This window comes from Mycobacterium sp. FW102-FHT13B02 (genome assembly GCF_058790275.1).
Genome location: NZ_JBYTCM010000004.1, coordinates 21,763 through 39,323 on the forward strand (window position 1 = coordinate 21,763; position 17,561 = coordinate 39,323).

The window sequence follows — 17,561 nt, forward strand, 5'->3', positions numbered from 1 at the left end:
TTCGGCGACAGCTGCCCGGATGTCCGCCACCGCGGCATGCCAGTCCCCTGCATCAGTTGTGCTCCCCCGAGATTGCCTACCATGCGAACGAGTCGAGCCGGGTGCCTGCTGCCTCGACGAGACGACGAGTTTCTTCAGCCGCCGCAGGAACCGTCACGGGGTCTCCCGCGATACCGCCAGAACCCGCGCGTAGGCCACAGGTGCCGTTTGGAGGGTCGTCAGGGACTCGTCTACGAGCAGGCCTGCCGAACCCCCTCACGGATGCGGCCGCGCTGGCACCACAGCGTCGCCGGTTTCCCAGGTCTACTCAAACGTCGCGCAGGGCGTCGGGTCTCGGCTCGACGTCGTCGAGGACGGCTGGTTGCTTGCCGGCCGCCCGGCGCCTCGAGCACGGCGGCCACCGCCCCGCAGTGGTCGCCATGCCGCAACCGGCACAGCGTCGGCACTCCCGACTCCCGAGCAGGCTCAGCTGATCGAGAACTCAGCACCGCCGGCCACACCCCGCCGCGTCCAGATCGAAACCACCTAGGAACACCACCCGCCGGCAGAAAAGGACGGGCTCCTGTCACTGAGATTGGCATGCGACCAAACCGCCTCGCTGGGGATACCCGTCGGCTCACGGCTCGTCGCGAGCACGATGACGGCTTGTACGAACCCGAGCACCGAGCTGATCAGAGTGGCCCGCACATCGAGCACATGCTCTCAGTTGTCGAGCACCGCCAAAAGCCGTCTGCCGCGGACGAGCCGCAGCAGCCTGTCGGTCGGCGCGCGGCCGCCTTGGTCCGCAGTCCGTGCACGGGTTGCCGTGGCGGGAACGCCGTCAGCGTCGGTGACGGGCGCCAGGCCGAGGTGCCAGACGCCGTCGCGCTAATCGACGCGTCTCGGCTGCCGCGTCAACACTCACCCCCGCCGGCTCCCGTCCGGGTGACGAGGGAGTCGATCGCGAGCGCCTGGAATCGGTTCGTCATCTCGGCCCAGCGCCCGCACGGAGTTCGTCAGCCGGGGCGCAGCTTGGCGTCCGAGGCGGGTAGAGCGAGCGACCGAGGCACTTCCGCAGGCGCAGCGCCGCTGTCGCCCTCCGCTGTTCGACGGACCCGCAGTGATTGGCCAATGCGGCCGACACGGTGTCATCGCAGCGAGCGGTGGCGACGACCATCTCATCCGACCGGGTCTCTCACAGCCGCGTCGAGCCTTCTACTTCAGCCAAGAGCATCGTCACAGCTCCGGTCGGCAACTCGCTCTCTCACCCACGTCGCTCCAGTCAGCCGGGGCATGCGCAACGCGGTTCGCTCATGCCCGACAACGGCGGACTCAGCGGGGCGCAGAGCCAGCGCAGGCGCGCATCTTTTCCGTCACCAAGGTCTGGCGGTGCAACGACGTTTCACGTGGAACCGCCGCTATCCCCTACGCGGAGCGAACCTCGCGACGGCCTGCGTGATCGCAGCCGCCATCGCGGGGCTGCCCGTGTGGCCTGAGTCCTCGATGATCCGGAGGTCCGCGTCGGGCCATGCCTCCGCCAGTTCCCATGCCGTACGTACGGGCGCGGAAAGATCGAGGCGACCGTGGATCAGCACACCCGGGATTCCGCGAAGCCGGTGGGCATCGCGCAACAGTTGGCCATCTTCAAGCCAGGCCGCGCGGGCGAAGTAGTGAGTGCAGATCCGCACGAAAGCCATCCGCGCGGCGTCGATCTTCGCCGAGTATTGGCCGGGCTTCCCCAACGACTCGTGGGCGATTGCGGCGTCCTCCCACGCACACCAGTCACGCGCGGCCCGCTCCCTTACCGCGGCATCGGGATGCTCCAACAGCTGCCGGTAGACCTCGACGAGATTGCCGTCCCGGAGCTTCTCGGGCACGCCGTTCCGGAACCGCTCCCACTCGGCCGGACGGATCAGCCGCAGCCCGCGGTACAGCCAGTCGACCTCCTGCGGCCGCGTCATCGTCACGCCGATCAGCACGATGCCCAGCACCCGATTCGGGTACCGCTGTGCGTAGGCGAGGATCAACGTCGAGGCCCAGGAGCCGCCGTACAGCAGCCACTGCTCGATGCCGAGATGGCATCGCAACGCCTCCATGTCGGAGAGCAGATGCTCCGTCGTGTTGCATGACATGTCGGTCGACGGATCGGCCGCACTCGGCACGCTGTCCCCGCAACCGCGCTGATCGAACTGCACCACGTGGAACAGCTCGGGGTCGAATTGCTTGTGTGCAGTGCGGGAGCGGCCGGCTCCCGGCCCGCCGTGGACGATGAGCACCGGCCGGCCGGCGGGATTGCCCCGAGTCTCCCAGTACATCTTGTTGCCGTCACCGACATCGAGCAGTCCGGAATCGTCCGGTTTCAACGGCATCTCCCCCACGGCCGCGAGCGTACGGGACGATCGCTGTTTCACGTGGAACCAACCGATCGGAGGCCGCCCACTGCACGGCGCTTACGCACTCAGCGCTGCGGCGTCCACAACACCGCACTGGGGACGGCCCCGACGGGCTGCTGCAGCTGCGCGCTGTCGAGCAGTCGCTCCAGGGCCGCCTCGACGTCTGCCTTCCAGCCGAGTCCCTGCTCCAGTTCCAGCCGGAGCCGAGGGAAGTACGGGTGCGGCGCGATGATCTCGAAGCCGTTGTCCTGAAGGAAGTCGGCGTCGATGACGCACTGCTCGACGCTGCATTCCCCGAACGCCTCCACCGTCGCCGCGAGCTCTACCGGGCAGGTGTGGAGCCCACCGAGTTGCGCCACCTCTGTCGTGCGGCCGAATGCCTCCAGTGCGCGTACACCACGTCGAACCAGATCGGTCACAACGGCAGCAATGAGATGGCGCCGCAGCGCCTCCCCTTCCTCGCTGGAATCGACACCGATGGAGGTCAGCAGTACCGCGTCGGGACTGACCGGTCCGGTCGGAAAGCGTCCCGCTCGCGGTACTGCGCGCGGCGGCGCGTAGAACGCGTAGCCGAGACACGGCGCATCGTCGTTGGGGTCCTCGGCGCGGTCGGGGTCGCAGCCGACGGCCAACTGTCCGCACGATCCCCACTCGAGCATGACCATCGACAGCCATGCTTCCTTTTCGAACTCGGGGTCGCTGAGATGGTCACTATCACCGAGGGTTGACGGATCGACTTCCCAGAACACACAACGCCGCGCATGCTTCGGCAGCCTCTCGAAGGACTCGAGGCGCAGCGGCGTGATTCGTGATGTCACCAGACTCCCGTCGTAAGCCGGATCGGATCAGGCTGCCTCTTCAGGATAAAAGAACCCGGCGCCGTCGACCCGGTTTGATCAGCCGGGATCGACGGGCACCGCACGTTGGAGTGTTCCACGTGAAACATCGCCGTCCCTTCCCCGTCCCGCCCGCCAAAAACGTCACCGTCACAGTGACGTAACGGGCACTGGTGGCTGGTCGTGCCGTCACAACCCTGAAAACCGGCCGGTTAGCTCTGTTCGGCCTTCATCAGTTCGACGATGCGTTGAAGGTCGTCGACCGAACCGAACTCCACGACGATCTTGCCTTTGCGCTTGCCCAGGCTCACTGTGACCTTCGTGTCGAAGGCGGTCGACAGTTGCTCGGCAACGTCCTGCAGTCCGGGCATCTGAATCGGCTTACGCTTCGGGGCCGGGGTCGGCTTGTCACCGTCGCGGTTGGCGAGAGTGACGGCTTCTTCCGTCGCGCGAACCGACAGTCCTTCGGCCACGATGCGGGCGGCGAGCGCTTCCTGCTTCTCCGCTCCCCCTTCGAGCGCGAGCAGCGCACGGGCGTGGCCGGCCGACAGCACGCCGGCGGCGACGCGACGCTGTACCACAATGGGCAGCTTCAGCAGACGAATCATGTTGGTGATCACCGGACGTGATCGACCGATCCGTGTCGCGAGTTCCTCGTGGGTGACGTCGAACTCCTCCAGCAGCTGCTGGTAGGCCGACGCCTCTTCGAGTGGGTTGAGCTGGACCCGGTGGATGTTCTCGAGCAACGCATCGCGCAGCATGTTGTCGTCGGCGGTCTCCCGGACGATCGCCGGGATGACCGTCAGACCGGCCTCCTGGGAAGCGCGCCACCGGCGTTCGCCCATGATCAGCTGGTAGCGATGCGGCCCGGACGGCTCGCTGAGCTCGCGCACCACGATGGGCTGCATGAGACCGAACTCGCGGATCGAGTGCACCAGCTCGGCGAGCGCGTCACCGTCAAAGACGCTGCGCGGCTGTCGCGGGTTCGGCTGGATCGCAGTCGGCTCGATCTCGCGGTACACCGCGCCGATGGCCTCGGCTTCCGCCTTGGCGGCCGCGGCTGACTCTGCAGCCGCCGCCCCATTGACCGGTGCGGTCGGACCGCCGCCGATCAGCACGTCGGCAGCCGCGGACCCCATCCGCAGCGAGGTGTCCTGCTGCCCGTCCTCGGGTGCACCGGTCGGGATGAGCGCCGCCAGCCCCCGACCGAGTCCGCTGCGCTTCTTCGGCTGCGACATCGTTACTTCCTCACTCCCGGCTCGCCGCGTTGGGCGAGTTCACGGCTGGCGTCCAAATAGCTCATTGCTCCACGTGATCCCGGGTCGTAATCCAGGATCGTCATGCCGTACCCCGGCGCCTCGGAGACCTTGACGCTGCGTGGGATGACGGTCCGCAAAACCTTATCGCCAAAGTGATCGCGAACATCCATCGCGACCTGGTCGGCGAGTTTGGTGCGGCCGTCGTACATGGTGAGGACCACGGTGGTGACGTCGAGCTGGGGGTTGAGGTGCGCCTTGACCATCTCGATATTGCGCAGCAGCTGGCCGACCCCCTCCAGTGCGTAGTACTCGCACTGGATCGGGATGAGCACCTCAGGCGCTGCCACGAGAGCGTTGATGGTCAGCAGACCAAGCGACGGCGGGCAGTCTATGAAGACGTAATCGAAGTTGTGGTCCTTGAGCGTGGCAAGCGCATTCCGCAGCCGGGTTTCACGTGCCACCATGCTGACCAACTCGATCTCGGCACCGGCCAGGTCGATGGTCGCCGGCACGCAGTACAAACGCTCGTTGTGCGGACTGCGCTGCAGGGCGCTCTCGAGCGTGATCTCGCCGATCAGCACCTCATACGACGACGCGGTACCCGGCCGGTGCTCGATGCCCAGCGCGGTGCTGGCGTTGCCCTGAGGGTCCAGATCGATGACCAGAACGTTCAGTCCCTGCAGCGCCAGCGCCGCAGCCATATTGACCGCGGTGGTGGTCTTGCCGACGCCGCCCTTCTGGTTGGCGATGGTGAACACTCGCTGGTGCTGCGGGTGTGGCAGTTGCTGTCCCTTGGCTCCGTGAATTATCTGCACCGCGCGTTCGGCTTCCGCCCCGATCGGCGTATCCATCGTCACGCTTGTCGTCCACGTTTCACGTGAAACATCTGCTTTCTCGTCGCTGTGCTCGCCCCTGGCATCGCTCACTGCCTTTCCTGATGTGGCGGCCGGGTCGGCCGCTTCCGAAGCCCGGGACACATTGCCCTCCCCGGCCGACGATCTCATCGCCGGTTCTTGACCGGTCGACCGGTCGCCGCGCGCTTGGCTCCGCGCTTGGCCACGACCACGGTTGCCGGCGGAGCCAAATAGTTCACGCCACATTTCACCACCCTTACGTCCACAGCACCGAGTGAGTTGAGTGCCCGACGGTGTTCGACGACCTCGTCGGCCGCGCGCTCCCCCTTGAGGGCCAGCATCCGGCCGTCGACTTTCAGGAGCGGCAGGCTCCACTTGGCCAACTTGTCGAGGGCCGCCACCGCCCGGGAGGTGACGACGTCCAACTCCCCCGCCTCGGCTCGGACGGTCCGCTCCTCGGCTCGGCCGCGGATCACAGTCACGTCGATACCGAGCTCGGCGACCACTTCGCGAAGGAAGTCTGCCCGGCGTAGCAGCGGCTCGATCAGAACCACGTGAACATCGGGCCGAGCGAGCGCCAGCGGGATGCCGGGAAGACCGGCTCCACTGCCGATATCGCCGATTCGTTCACCGCTGCAGACCAACTCACCTATAGCGGCGCAATTCATCACGTGACGATCCCACAACCGGCCGACCTCCGACGGTCCGATCAGCCCACGTTCAATTCCGTCGCCGGCAAGGATTTGCGCGTAGCGCTGCGCCAGTTCGGCACGGTCGCCAAAAACATCGACGGCGGCGGCCGGCGGGGACGGAGCTTCACCATGTTTCACGTGAAACAGCCTCCGTTTTCCCCGCCAGCTCGCCGCCGACGAACAACATCGATGTAATTAAGATGCTCAATCGAGCAGAACAACCACCCGGCGAGACGGCTCAACGCCCTCACTCTCGCTATGGACGCCGTCCACGACCGCCACGGCGTCGTGCACGATCTTGCGCTCGAAGGGCGTCATCGGCGACAGCTCTTCGCGCTCGCCCGATGCCAGCACCCGCTCAGCCACCTTCTTGCCCAGTGCGGCCAGTTCGTCACGACGCTGCCGGCGCCACCGAGCGATGTCCAGCATCAGCCGGCTACGCTCGCCGGTCTTCTGGTGCACGGCCAGCCGCGTCAGTTCCTGGAGCGCGTCCAGCACCTCACCCTTGCGACCCACCAGCTTGCTCAGATCGTCGCCGCCGTCGATGCTGACGACCGCACGGTCGCCCTCGACGTCCAGATCGATGTCACCATCGAAGTCCAGCAGATCGAGGAGCTCCTCGAGGTAGTCTCCGGCGATCTCGCCTTCGGCAACCAGACGCTCTTCCAGATCCTCGCCCTTGCTTGCCGGAGCGGCCGCAGCCGTCGTCGGGGCCTCTGGAGTTTCCGTCGCCTCCGCCTGCGTTTCTGTGTCTGTCATATCCCTGCCTTCTCCCTCTTGCACCGGCCCTCGCTCAGGGTCTTTACCCTCTGGCCGGTCAACGCTTCTTCTTGTTGGGCTTGGCGCCCGGGGCCGGCTTCGCCCCTGCAGAACCGGAATCCGTCGTGCCCGCGGACTCTGTGCCGGTCTCCTCGACGTCGGTGTCCGTAGTCACCGCCGCGGCCGGCGGATTGCCCTTCTTGGACCGGTTCGGCTTCACACCGGGCGCAGGAGCATTGGCCGAACGGCGTGCGATCGCCTGTTCTTTCTCCTCGGCCTCACGCTTCTCAATCCGGTTGAACACCACATGCTGCTGACCGTAGGTCCAGATGTTGTTGGCGACCCAGTACATGAGAATGGCGATAGGCAGGAACGGCCCGGACACCACGACGCCCAACGGGAACACGTACAGCGCGAGCTTGTTCATCAGCTGGGTCTGCGGGTTCTGCTGGGCTTCGACGCTCTGCCGGGCCACCGAGGCGCGGCTGTTCATATGGGTGGCGATGCCAGAGATGATCATCAGCGGAATGCCGACCAGGATCACCGACATGCGGTCGAAGTGGGCGAACGCTTTCAGGCTCTCACCGTGCTGAATCATGGTGGCGCCCAACGGAGCACCGAACAGGTCTGTGTTCAGGAAGTGGCTGACGTCAGTGGCGCTGAAGAAATAGTTGCCCGTCGTCCGGTTCTGTTCGAGGGACAGCGCCTGGGCACCGATGCCCATGCCGGCACCGTCAGTGCGGTTGAACGACCGCAGAACGTGGAACAGGCCAAGGAACACCGGAATCTGGGCCAACATCGGCAGACAGCCCAGGAGAGGGTTGAAACCGTGCTCGCTCTGCAGCTTCTGCATCTCGAGGGCCAGCCGCTGGCGGTCCTTGCCGTACTTCTTCTGCAGTTCCTTGATCTGGGGCTGCAGTTCCTGCATCTGCCGGGTGGTCTCGATCTGACGGACGAACGGCTTGTACAGGAGGGCGCGCAGGCTGAACACCAGGAACATCACCGACAGGCCCCACGCGAAGAAGTTCTCCGTACCGAAGATGGCGCCGAAGAGCTTGTACCAGAGCCACATGATGCCCGACACCGGGTAATAGATGTAGTCCAGACTGAACCAGTTAAAAGACAAGCGAATCGCTCCTTGACTGCGCGGCGGTTGCCGCGGACCGTCTTTCGGGAATGGGGTCCCATCCCCCGTGATGCCACGGACCACACTTGACCAGCCGGACTGTCGTCAACCAACAACCGCGGAAGAGTCCATGCTCGGTCAATGCCTCGACGGCGTACTCACTACAGGTGGGGCTGAACCGGCAGCTGGGCAGACGCATCGGAGACACCATGTTGCGGTACAGCTCGATGAGAAAGATCAGCCCGCGGGCCAGCCGCGCGGTCATGGCCGGGATCCGGATTTGGCGTGGGCGCGCTGCACGGCCAACCGCAGTTCGTCCTGCAGCTTCGAGGTGGCGGTGCCGCGACTACCGGGCAAGGCCCTGATCACCAGTAGCTCGCCGGACCGTAACTCGGACAGCAAGTCGCGGCTGGCGTGACGGAGCTGCCTGGACACGCGGTGTCGCTGCACGGCATTACCAACGGATTTGCCAACGACGAGACCGACTTTCGGCGCATCGTGGGCGTGTGAGCCGGCATCGGCGGCAGATCCCGGGGCCAATGAATGCACCACAAGATCCCGCTGTGCCGAACGGACACCGCGGTTCACGGTGACTCGAAAGTCAATCGAGCGCGTCATCCGGTTACGAGCCGGAAGCACGGTGCTTCGATCCTGCGTCAGGTCACGCAGTAAGAGAGCGACGGCCCTTGCCGCGACGAGCCGCAACGATGGCGCGACCGGCACGGGTCCGCATCCGCAGACGGAAACCGTGCACACGGGCCCGACGACGGTTGTTCGGCTGGAAAGTCCGCTTGCCCTTGGCCACGGCTGTATCTCCTCAACTATGTGACGCCCGTACTCACCACCGACATGAACGAGTCATGCCGGTGGGCACGGTCGTCGCTGGTAAGCTCGCGCATCTTGCTTGCTAGCCGGCGCGGTACCGGTCAGATACCGGTCGCAGCCGTATCGCCACGTGGGGGCGACTGTTCGAGGGTACTGATCTGAAATCCCACGGTCAAACCTCGCTCCTCCTCGTCAGCAACCGTTACCCGTTCGAGCGTGAAGCGAAGCCCGATCGAGCTTGCGCTCGTCACAGTTGTCCCACTCGCCACGTGGCAAGCCGACACGCCCAAGAACCTCGAAGCAATGTTGCCGAACGGTTGGCGGACGAACGGAAAACTTGTTAGCTTCTGCCAATGCCGTTGCACGACGGCGCAAGACAACAAGCCAGAGAGGTCCCGACGCTACGAGCCCACAGACGTTCCTGTGACGAGCCTCAGCGCGCGGGTCTCCTGCATGCAAAACACGAGCACGACGGCATTCTCCTACTTTGTCCACAGTCTGTGGATAACTATGTGGACAGATTGTCGTCGTTTTATTGAGCCGCCGGTCAGAGGCGGTTCCGAGGGGGTAGTAGTCGTTGACCGCTAACCCCAGTGCATCGTTCGCCGACATCTGGAAGAGCGTGGTTGCCGAACTCAACGGCGACCTCGGCGGCACCACCACGCTGACCGCCCAGCAACGGGCCTGGTTGCGCATGGTGCAACCGCTCGTGCTCACCGAAGGTTTCGCGTTGCTGTCGGTGCCGACCCAGTTCGTCCAGAACGAGATCGAACGGCACCTGCGCGAACCGATCATCGCCTCGTTGAGCCGACACCTCGGACAGCGCGTTGACCTGGGCGTTCGCATCGCAGTCCCGGATAGCGAGGACCGGCCGGCCCCACCGGAATCCGTGGAGGCACCCGAGCCCGAACCGCTCACCGCCGTCGATGACCTGGAAGACGACGCCGAAGAGCTGTCCAGCGCGGAAGAGACCTGGCCCCGGTACTTCAACCGGCCGCCCGCCGACGAATCGGCCGATCTGAGCCTCAACCGGCGCTACACCTTCGACACCTTTGTCATCGGGGCATCCAACCGCTTCGCGCACGCCGCGACATTGGCCATCGCCGAAGCACCGGCCCGGGCTTACAACCCACTGTTCATCTGGGGTGAATCCGGTCTCGGCAAGACGCACCTGCTGCACGCGGCCGGTAATTACGCGCAGAAGCTCTTCCCCGGCATGCGGGTCAAGTACGTCTCGACCGAGCAGTTCACCAACGACTTCATCAACTCGTTGCGTGACGACCGGACCGCGTCGTTCAAACGCAGCTTCCGTGACATCGACGTGCTGCTCGTCGACGACATCCAGTTCATCGAAGGCAAGGAAAGCACTCAGGAAGAGTTCTTCCACACCTTCAACACGCTGCACAACGCGAACAAGCAGATCGTCATCTCGTCGGACCGGCCGCCGAAACAGCTTGCGACGCTGGAAGACCGGTTGCGGACCCGGTTCGAATGGGGTCTGATCACCGACGTCCAACCGCCCGAGCTGGAGACGCGCATCGCGATCCTGCGCAAGAAGGCGCAGATGGATCGCCTGGACGTACCGGACGATGTGCTGGAACTCATCGCCAGTCGCATCGACCGCAACATCCGAGAGCTCGAGGGTGCGTTGATCCGAGTGACGGCGTTCGCGTCGCTCAACAAGACGATGATCGACAAGTCTCTGGCCGAGATCGTGCTGCGAGATCTCATCGCCGACGCCGGCACCACCCAGATCAGTATTGCGACGATCATGGCCGCCACCGCCGAGTACTTCGAGACGACCGTGGAGGAACTCCGCGGCCCCGGAAAGACCCGCGCGGTGGCCCTCTCCCGGCAGATCGCGATGTATCTGTGCCGGGAGCTCACCGACCTGTCATTGCCGCGCATAGGCCAGGCCTTCGGGCGCGACCACACCACGGTGATGTACGCCGAGCGCAAGATCAAGAAGGAAATGGCCTCGCGGCGTGAGGTTTTCGATCACGTCAAGGAACTCACCACCCGGATCCGGCAACGGTCCAAGCACTGAATCTGACTTTTTCGACACCGGCCCCAGGCGATCCTGCCTGCGGGCCGGTGTTGTTTTTCGGCACAAGCGTGCCCTTCATCTCACCTGCATCCGACGAGATCCAGGGCGATTTTCCCTTCGGCGGACCGCATCGTGAGAAAAAACTTTGGCATCACAAGCACCTTTAGTCACACGTTTCGGGTGTGCACAGCGCTGTGGACTACATGGGATAAACCGTGGGATTTTGCTCAGAACAATCCACATGGCCGGAACGCTCCACAAATACACGGATTGGATTAACGGCGCGTGCACAGTCTGCTCACAGCCCGAGATCCCGCCGGTGAGCCCCCGACCAGCAACTCCGTGGATCCATCCACAGCGTGCACAGCCCCTATTACTAATACCTTTAGATCCCTCTAGATCTTCTTCTAAAAGCAGTCCGTTGGGGAAACTCCCGGTGGACAGCCGGATCCCGACGGGTTTCCGGGGGTCGTCACCGGCTGTCCGGGCTGATCGTTTAGCTTTCAACTTCACGCAGAACGCTCTACGGTGTTCTTCGATAGCCGGAACCAAAGCCGATGCAAACGCACGCGCCCAGCGCCCATGCGACCTGCGTCGACTGGATCCGGCAGACAAGCGTGGTGGGGTTACAGCGAAGGGACGCTATGGACGTGGCGACGACAGCGGGTCTGACCGATTTGAAGTTCCGTCTCGTTCGGGAAGACTTCGCCGACGCCGTGGCCTGGGTGGCCCGGATCCTGCCGTCCCGGCCCCTCAACCCGGTCCTTGCGGGTGTGCTGCTGACCGGCTCCGACGACGGTCTGACCATCTCCGGCTACGACTACGAGGTATCCGCCGAGGTGCGTGTCGCGGCTGAAATCTCCTCTCCCGGAAGCGTTTTGGTGTCGGGCAAGCTGCTCTCGGACATCACCCGGGCGCTGCCGGCCAAGCCCGTGGAGCTCAGCGTGGAGGGCACCCGCGTGGCGTTGAGCTGCGGTAGTGCCCGCTTCTCGCTGCCGACCATGGCAGTCGAGGACTACCCCGCGCTGCCGGCGCTGCCGGACGAGACCGGCATCGTGCCCGCCAGCGTCTTCGCCGAAGCCATCGGTCAGGTGGCCGTCGCCGCCGGTCGGGACGACACCCTCCCCATGCTGACGGGTGTCCGCGTCGAGATCTCGGGCGAGAAGGTCGTGCTGGCCGCCACCGACCGATTCCGCCTCGCGGTTCGTGAACTCACCTGGAATTCGGCGGTGCCGGATCTGGAAGCCGCCGTGCTGGTTCCGGCCAAGACATTGGCCGAGTCCGCCAAGTCCGGCACCGACGGCACCGAGGTGCACTTGTCGCTGGGCGCCGGCCAGGCTGTCGGCAAGGACGGCATGCTGGGTATCCGCAGCAACGGCAAGCGCACCACCACGCGCCTGCTCGACGCGGAATTCCCGAAATTCCGTCAGCTGCTGCCCGCCGAGCACACCGCGGTTGCCACCATCGGCGTGGCCGAGCTGGCCGAAGCCATCAAGCGCGTCGCGCTGGTTGCCGATCGCGGCGCGCAGGTCCGCATGGAGTTCGCCGACGACATCCTGCGGCTGTCGGCCGGTGCGGACGACGTCGGTCGTGCCGAGGAAGACCTGCCCGTGGAGTTCTACGGCGAACCGTTGACCATCGCGTTCAACCCGACCTATTTGACCGACGGTCTGGGTTCGTTGCATGCCGATCGGGTGACGTTCGGGTTCACGACACCCAGCAAGCCTGCGGTATTGCGTCCGGCCGGAGAGAATCAGTACTCGGGATCCGGACCGTTCCCCGCCGGGGACACCGACTACGTGTACCTGTTGATGCCGGTGCGCCTACCGGGCTGACCGGACCAGAACAGCGGAGGACGCACACATGCAGCTGGGGTTGATCGGCCTCGGAAAAATGGGCTTCAACATGCGCGAGCGTCTGCGCGGTGGCGGCCACGAAGTCATCGGGTACGACCCGCGGCCAGAAGTCAGCGACGTACCGTCGCTCGCCGCCCTCGCCGAGCAGCTGGAAGCGCCGCGCGTGGTGTGGGTCATGGTGCCGTCGGGTGAGATCACCCGCGAGACCATCGAGGATCTCGCCGGGGTGCTCAGCTCGGGTGACCTGGTGATCGACGGCGGCAACTCGCGGTACACCGAAGACGGTATCCATGCAAAGCTCTTGGCGGACAAGGGAATCGGCTTCATCGACGCCGGTGTTTCCGGTGGTGTCTGGGGTCTGCACGAAGGCTACGGTCTGATGGTCGGCGGCAGCGACGACGACGTCGCCCGCGCCATGCCGATCTTCGACACGCTGCGGCCCGAGGGAGATCTCGCCGACGGCTTCGTCCACGCCGGCCCGGTCGGTGCCGGCCACTTCGCCAAGATGGTGCACAACGGAGTCGAGTACGCGTTGATGACCGCCTACGGTGAGGGTTACGAAATGCTCGCCGCCGAACCGTTGATCAAAGACCCGCAGGCGGTCTATCAAGCCTGGACCAACGGCACCGTCGTGCGGTCCTGGCTGCAGCAGCTGCTGGCCAAGGCGCTCAAGGAAGATCCCAAGCTCGAAGACATCAGTGGTTACACCGAGGATTCCGGTGAGGGCCGCTGGACCGTCGAGGAAGCGATCCGGTTGCGGGTACCGGTGCCGGGTATCGCGGCGTCATTGTTCGCGCGGTTCCTGTCCCGGCAGGATGACTCGCCGACCATGAAAGCCGTTGCGGCACTGCGTAACCAGTTCGGTGGCCACGCGGTACAGAGGGTCAGTAAGTCCGGCTAGGTGTTTGTTCGACAGCTCACCCTGACCGATTTTCGATCATGGCCGCGACTCGACCTGGAATTGGCGCCGGGCCGCACCGTGTTCGTCGGCCAGAACGGATTCGGCAAGACGAATATCGTTGAGGCCCTGTGGTACACCGCGACACTCGGCTCCCACAGGGTCGCTTCGGACGCACCCCTGATCCGGTCCGGGTGTGACCGTGCGGTGGTCTCCACGATCGTCGTCAACGAGGGCCGGGAACTTGCGGTGGATCTCGACATCACCGCCGGCCGCGCCAACAAGGCTCGGCTGAACCGCTCTCCCGTCCGGTCTGCCCGGGAAATTCTCGGCGCCCTTCGGGCGGTGTTGTTCGCCCCCGAGGATTTGTCGTTGGTGCGAGGGGATCCCGGCGAACGCCGGCGTTACCTCGATGAACTGGCCAGCACCCGCCGGCCGCGGTTGGGCGGGGTCCGCGCGGACTACGAAAAAGTGGTCCGGCAGCGGACCGCACTGCTGAAATCTGCGGGCGCCAGCCGATTTCGTGGGAGCGACGCGGGTGCGCTCGAAACCCTCGACGTCTGGGACGGTCATCTGGCCAGCCACGGCGCCGAGCTGATCGCCGCCCGCGTCGGCCTGATCAACGAGCTCCATCCGGAGATCACCAAGGCCTACCACCTGCTGGCACCCGCGTCGCGTCCGGCGTCGGTGCGCTACCGCAGTTCGGTGGAGGCCGTCGAAGAACAGGCCGGCGCCGGCTCCGTCGACGTCGCGGCATATCAGACCGCACTACTCGACGAACTGACCCGTCGTCGGTCGGCGGAACTCGAGCGCGGCGTCTGCCTGGTCGGGCCGCACCGCGACGACCTTGAACTACGCCTCGGTGACCAGATCGCGAAAGGTTTTGCCAGCCACGGAGAATCGTGGTCGTTGGCGCTGGCCCTGCGCCTCGGCGCATACGAGCTGCTGCGGACCGACGGCACCGATCCCGTCCTTCTCCTCGATGACGTGTTCGCCGAACTCGATTCGGCACGCCGCCGCGCGCTCGCCGACGTGGCACAATCGGCGGAGCAGGTTTTGGTCACCGCGGCGGTGCCCGACGACATTCCTCAGGACTGGGACGGCACCCGGGTCAATGTGGTGATGCGTGACGACGACGGCGGGCGGATTTCGGTGGTGGACGCGTGAGCGAGGCTGGCCCAGCGAATGAACCGGATCGCGCGGCTGATCCGGCGAAGCCCGACGTACCCGAAAGTGCTTTCCCGCCAGCGCATCTCGCGCATCTAAAGGGCATGGACCTGGTGCGCCGTACGCTGGAGGAAGCCCGCGGCGCGGCGCGCAGCCAAGGAAAAGATGTCGGCCGGGGCCGTAATGCGCCGGTTTCGAAAGCCCGTCGTGGCGGCGGTCGGCGCACGTGGTCCGGACCCGGGCCCGATCGCCGGGACCCGCAGCTATTGGGCTCGGCGACCATGGACATGGCACGCATCCGGGGTTGGTCCGGCCGGATGGCCGAAGGATCGGTGTTCGGCCAGTGGTCGACGGTGGTCGGCGACCAGATCGCGGAACACGCCTCCCCCACCTCCCTGCGCGAGGGCATCCTGACCGTGACGGCCGAATCCACGGCTTGGGCGACCCAGCTGCGGATGGTGCAGTCTCAGATTCTGGCCAAAATCGCGGCTTCCGTCGGCGACGGGGTCGTCACGTCGCTGAAGATCGTGGGTCCGTCGGGCCCGACGTGGCAGAAGGGCCCGCGCAACTACGGCGCCCGCGGGCCGCGCGACACCTTCGGCTGAGTCAGTTTTGCGGTGTCGCTCAGCGCGCCGATGAGTCGAAGATGACGCCCCTGAAGCGTCCGGACGCGACATGACCCGAGAAATTCCCCGCACGGCGCGAACAGACGTGTCAAAACGCTGTCAGAAAGTCAGTGCCGCCCGTCGCTACCGGTAGACTGTCGACAGATCTGAGTGCGGTGTCCTCACCGCCCCCGCGAACCCCAAGGAGACGCGTCCGACGTGGCTGCCCAAAAGAAGGATGCGCCGGCTGAGTACGGTGCCGATTCGATCAAGGTCCTCGAAGGTCTGGAAGCGGTTCGTAAGCGTCCCGGTATGTACATCGGGTCGACCGGCGAGCGCGGTCTGCACCACCTGATCTGGGAAGTTGTGGACAACGCGGTCGACGAGGCGATGGCCGGTTTCGCGACCAAGGTCGACGTCCGCATCCTGGAGGACGGCGGTGTCCAGGTCACCGATGACGGCCGCGGTATTCCCGTCGCCATGCATGCCACCGGTATCCCGACCATCGATGTGGTCATGACGGTGCTGCACGCCGGTGGAAAGTTCGAAGAAGGCGCCTACCAGGTGTCCGGTGGTCTGCACGGCGTCGGCGTCTCGGTCGTCAACGCCCTGTCGACGCGGCTCGAGGCGGACATCCACAAAGACGGCTTCGAATGGCACCAGACGTATGACAAATCGGTCCCCGGCACGCTGCGTAAGGGCGAACCGTCCAAGAAGACCGGTTCGACCATCCGGTTCTGGGCCGATCCGAACATCTTCGAGACCACGGTCTACGACTTCGAGACCATCGCCCGGCGTCTGCAGGAAATGGCCTTCCTGAACAAGGGCCTCACCATCGAGCTGACCGACGAGCGTGTGACCCCTGCCGCGGTGGTCGACGAGGTCGTCAGCGATCACGCCGAAGCGCCCAAGACCGCTGAGGAAAAGGCCGCCGAGGCGGCGGGTCCGCAGAAGGTCAAGCACCGGACCTTCCACTACCCCGACGGTCTGGTCGACTTCGTCAAGCACATCAACCGCACCAAGAGCGCCATCCAGCAGAGCATCATCGACTTCGCCGGCAAGGGTGACGGCCATGAGGTCGAGATCGCCATGCAGTGGAACGCCGGGTATTCGGAGTCGGTGCACACCTTCGCGAACACCATCAACACGCATGAGGGCGGTACGCACGAAGAGGGCTTCCGTGCGGCGCTGACCACGGTGGTCAACAAGTACGCGCGCGACAAGAAGCTGCTGAAGGAAAAGGAAGCCAACCTCACCGGTGACGACATCCGTGAGGGTCTCGCGGCGGTCGTGTCGGTCAAGGTCCGGCAGCCGCAGTTCGAGGGCCAGACCAAGACCAAGCTGGGCAACACCGAGGTCAAGTCGTTCGTGCAGAAGATCTGCAACGAGCAGCTGACGCACTGGTTCGAGGCTAACCCTGCCGAAGCCAAAACTGTTGTCAACAAAGCGGTTTCGTCCTCCCAGGCGCGCCTCGCCGCGCGCAAGGCACGTGAGTTGGTGCGCCGTAAGAGCGCGACCGACATCGGTGGTCTGCCCGGCAAGCTGGCCGACTGCCGCTCCACCGACCCGACGAAGTCCGAACTGTATGTGGTGGAGGGCGACTCGGCCGGTGGCTCGGCCAAGAGCGGTCGCGACTCGATGTTCCAGGCGATCCTGCCGCTGCGCGGCAAGATCATCAACGTCGAGAAGGCCCGCATCGATCGCGTGCTGAAGAACAACGAAGTCCAGGCCATCATTACCGCGTTGGGCACGGGTATTCACGACGAGTTCGACCTGTCGAAGCTGCGGTATCACAAGATCGTGCTGATGGCCGACGCCGACGTCGACGGACAGCACATCTCGACCCTGCTGCTGACGCTGCTGTTCCGCTTCATGAAGCCGCTGGTGGAAAACGGCCACATCTTCCTGGCTCAGCCGCCGCTGTACAAACTGAAATGGCAGCGCAGCGAGCCGGAATTCGCCTACTCGGACCGCGAGCGCGATGGTCTGCTCGAAGCCGGTAAGGCGGCGGGCAAGCGAATCAACACCGACGACGGCATCCAGCGGTACAAGGGTCTGGGCGAGATGGACGCCAAGGAGCTGTGGGAGACCACCATGGATCCGTCCGTCCGTGTGCTGCGCCAGGTCACCCTCGATGATGCCGCGGCGGCCGACGAACTGTTCTCGATCCTGATGGGCGAGGACGTCGAGGCCCGGCGCAGCTTCATCACCCGCAACGCGAAAGACGTCCGCTTCCTTGATGTTTAGCGGTCACCCCGCACCGGA

General features: G+C 65.0%; 15 protein-coding genes and 1 pseudogene. 6 read left to right on the plus strand and 10 right to left on the minus strand.

All coding sequences use genetic code 11. The features are described 5' to 3' along the window. Positions 1-1,397: 1,397 nt before the first annotated feature. The 10 genes from pip to rpmH all read right to left on the minus strand — a co-directional run bounded on the left by pip (position 1,398) and on the right by rpmH (position 8,703). Positions 1,398-2,348, minus strand: coding sequence for a prolyl aminopeptidase (gene pip / locus AC3WTE_RS08190; RefSeq protein WP_492437334.1), 951 nt, complete (start codon positions 2,346-2,348; stop codon positions 1,398-1,400). 89 nt (positions 2,349-2,437) lie between these two features. Next, positions 2,438-3,190: an acetyltransferase gene (locus AC3WTE_RS08195; protein WP_492436864.1), complete on the minus strand. Its 753-nt coding sequence runs from the start codon at positions 3,188-3,190 to the stop codon at positions 2,438-2,440. Positions 3,191-3,420: 230 nt separating this feature from the next. Next, entirely contained in the window at positions 3,421-4,446 is a 1,026-nt protein-coding gene (locus AC3WTE_RS08200; RefSeq protein WP_492436865.1) for a ParB/RepB/Spo0J family partition protein, read from the minus strand. A gap of 2 nt (positions 4,447-4,448) precedes the next feature. Next, positions 4,449-5,318: a ParA family protein gene (locus tag AC3WTE_RS08205; protein ID WP_459370556.1), complete on the minus strand. Its 870-nt coding sequence runs from the start codon at positions 5,316-5,318 to the stop codon at positions 4,449-4,451. A gap of 149 nt (positions 5,319-5,467) precedes the next feature. Then, positions 5,468-6,151 (minus strand): 16S rRNA (guanine(527)-N(7))-methyltransferase RsmG, encoded by a 684-nt coding sequence (gene rsmG / locus AC3WTE_RS08210; RefSeq protein ID WP_492436866.1) that lies wholly within the window; start codon positions 6,149-6,151, stop codon positions 5,468-5,470. Positions 6,152-6,217: 66 nt separating this feature from the next. Then, positions 6,218-6,772 carry a Jag family protein gene (locus tag AC3WTE_RS08215; RefSeq protein ID WP_492436867.1) on the minus strand — a complete coding sequence of 185 codons (555 nt, stop codon included), beginning with the start codon at positions 6,770-6,772 and terminating at the stop codon, positions 6,218-6,220. Positions 6,773-6,830: 58 nt separating this feature from the next. Beyond that, complete coding sequence (gene yidC / locus AC3WTE_RS08220; RefSeq protein WP_492436868.1) at positions 6,831-7,898, minus strand: membrane protein insertase YidC; 1,068 nt, start codon at positions 7,896-7,898, stop codon at positions 6,831-6,833. After that, a complete protein-coding gene (yidD, locus tag AC3WTE_RS08225; protein ID WP_492436869.1) occupies positions 7,888-8,163 on the minus strand; it encodes a membrane protein insertion efficiency factor YidD in 276 nt (91 codons plus the stop codon). The genes yidC and yidD overlap by 11 nt, the downstream gene beginning before the upstream one ends. Further along, complete coding sequence (gene rnpA, locus AC3WTE_RS08230) at positions 8,160-8,537, minus strand: ribonuclease P protein component (RefSeq protein ID WP_492436871.1); 378 nt, start codon at positions 8,535-8,537, stop codon at positions 8,160-8,162. Before rnpA ends, yidD begins: the two co-directional genes overlap by 4 nt. Before the next feature lie 22 nt (positions 8,538-8,559). After that, positions 8,560-8,703, minus strand: coding sequence for a 50S ribosomal protein L34 (gene rpmH, locus AC3WTE_RS08235; protein ID WP_162460742.1), 144 nt, complete (start codon positions 8,701-8,703; stop codon positions 8,560-8,562). Positions 8,704-9,300: 597 nt separating this feature from the next. Here rpmH and dnaA point away from each other — a divergent pair. From dnaA to gyrB, 6 genes and pseudogenes are all read left to right on the plus strand, one after another. Further along, the gene (dnaA, locus tag AC3WTE_RS08240; RefSeq protein ID WP_492436873.1) at positions 9,301-10,770 is read left to right on the plus strand and encodes a chromosomal replication initiator protein DnaA; all 1,470 of its coding nucleotides are present in this window, start codon (positions 9,301-9,303) and stop codon (positions 10,768-10,770) included. Between the two features lie 644 nt (positions 10,771-11,414). Next, complete coding sequence (dnaN, locus tag AC3WTE_RS08245) at positions 11,415-12,605, plus strand: DNA polymerase III subunit beta (protein WP_492436875.1); 1,191 nt, start codon at positions 11,415-11,417, stop codon at positions 12,603-12,605. Positions 12,606-12,618: 13 nt separating this feature from the next. Continuing rightward, a pseudogene (gnd, locus tag AC3WTE_RS08250) lies at positions 12,619-13,527 on the plus strand (phosphogluconate dehydrogenase (NAD(+)-dependent, decarboxylating)); the annotation flags it as partial. Beyond that, the gene (gene recF / locus AC3WTE_RS08255; RefSeq protein WP_492436876.1) at positions 13,528-14,691 is read left to right on the plus strand and encodes a DNA replication/repair protein RecF; all 1,164 of its coding nucleotides are present in this window, start codon (positions 13,528-13,530) and stop codon (positions 14,689-14,691) included. Continuing rightward, positions 14,688-15,296 (plus strand): DUF721 family protein, encoded by a 609-nt coding sequence (locus tag AC3WTE_RS08260; protein ID WP_492436877.1) that lies wholly within the window; start codon positions 14,688-14,690, stop codon positions 15,294-15,296. Before recF ends, AC3WTE_RS08260 begins: the two co-directional genes overlap by 4 nt. Positions 15,297-15,515: 219 nt before the next feature. Then, complete coding sequence (gene gyrB / locus AC3WTE_RS08265; protein WP_492436878.1) at positions 15,516-17,543, plus strand: DNA topoisomerase (ATP-hydrolyzing) subunit B; 2,028 nt, start codon at positions 15,516-15,518, stop codon at positions 17,541-17,543. Positions 17,544-17,561 lie beyond the last annotated feature (18 nt).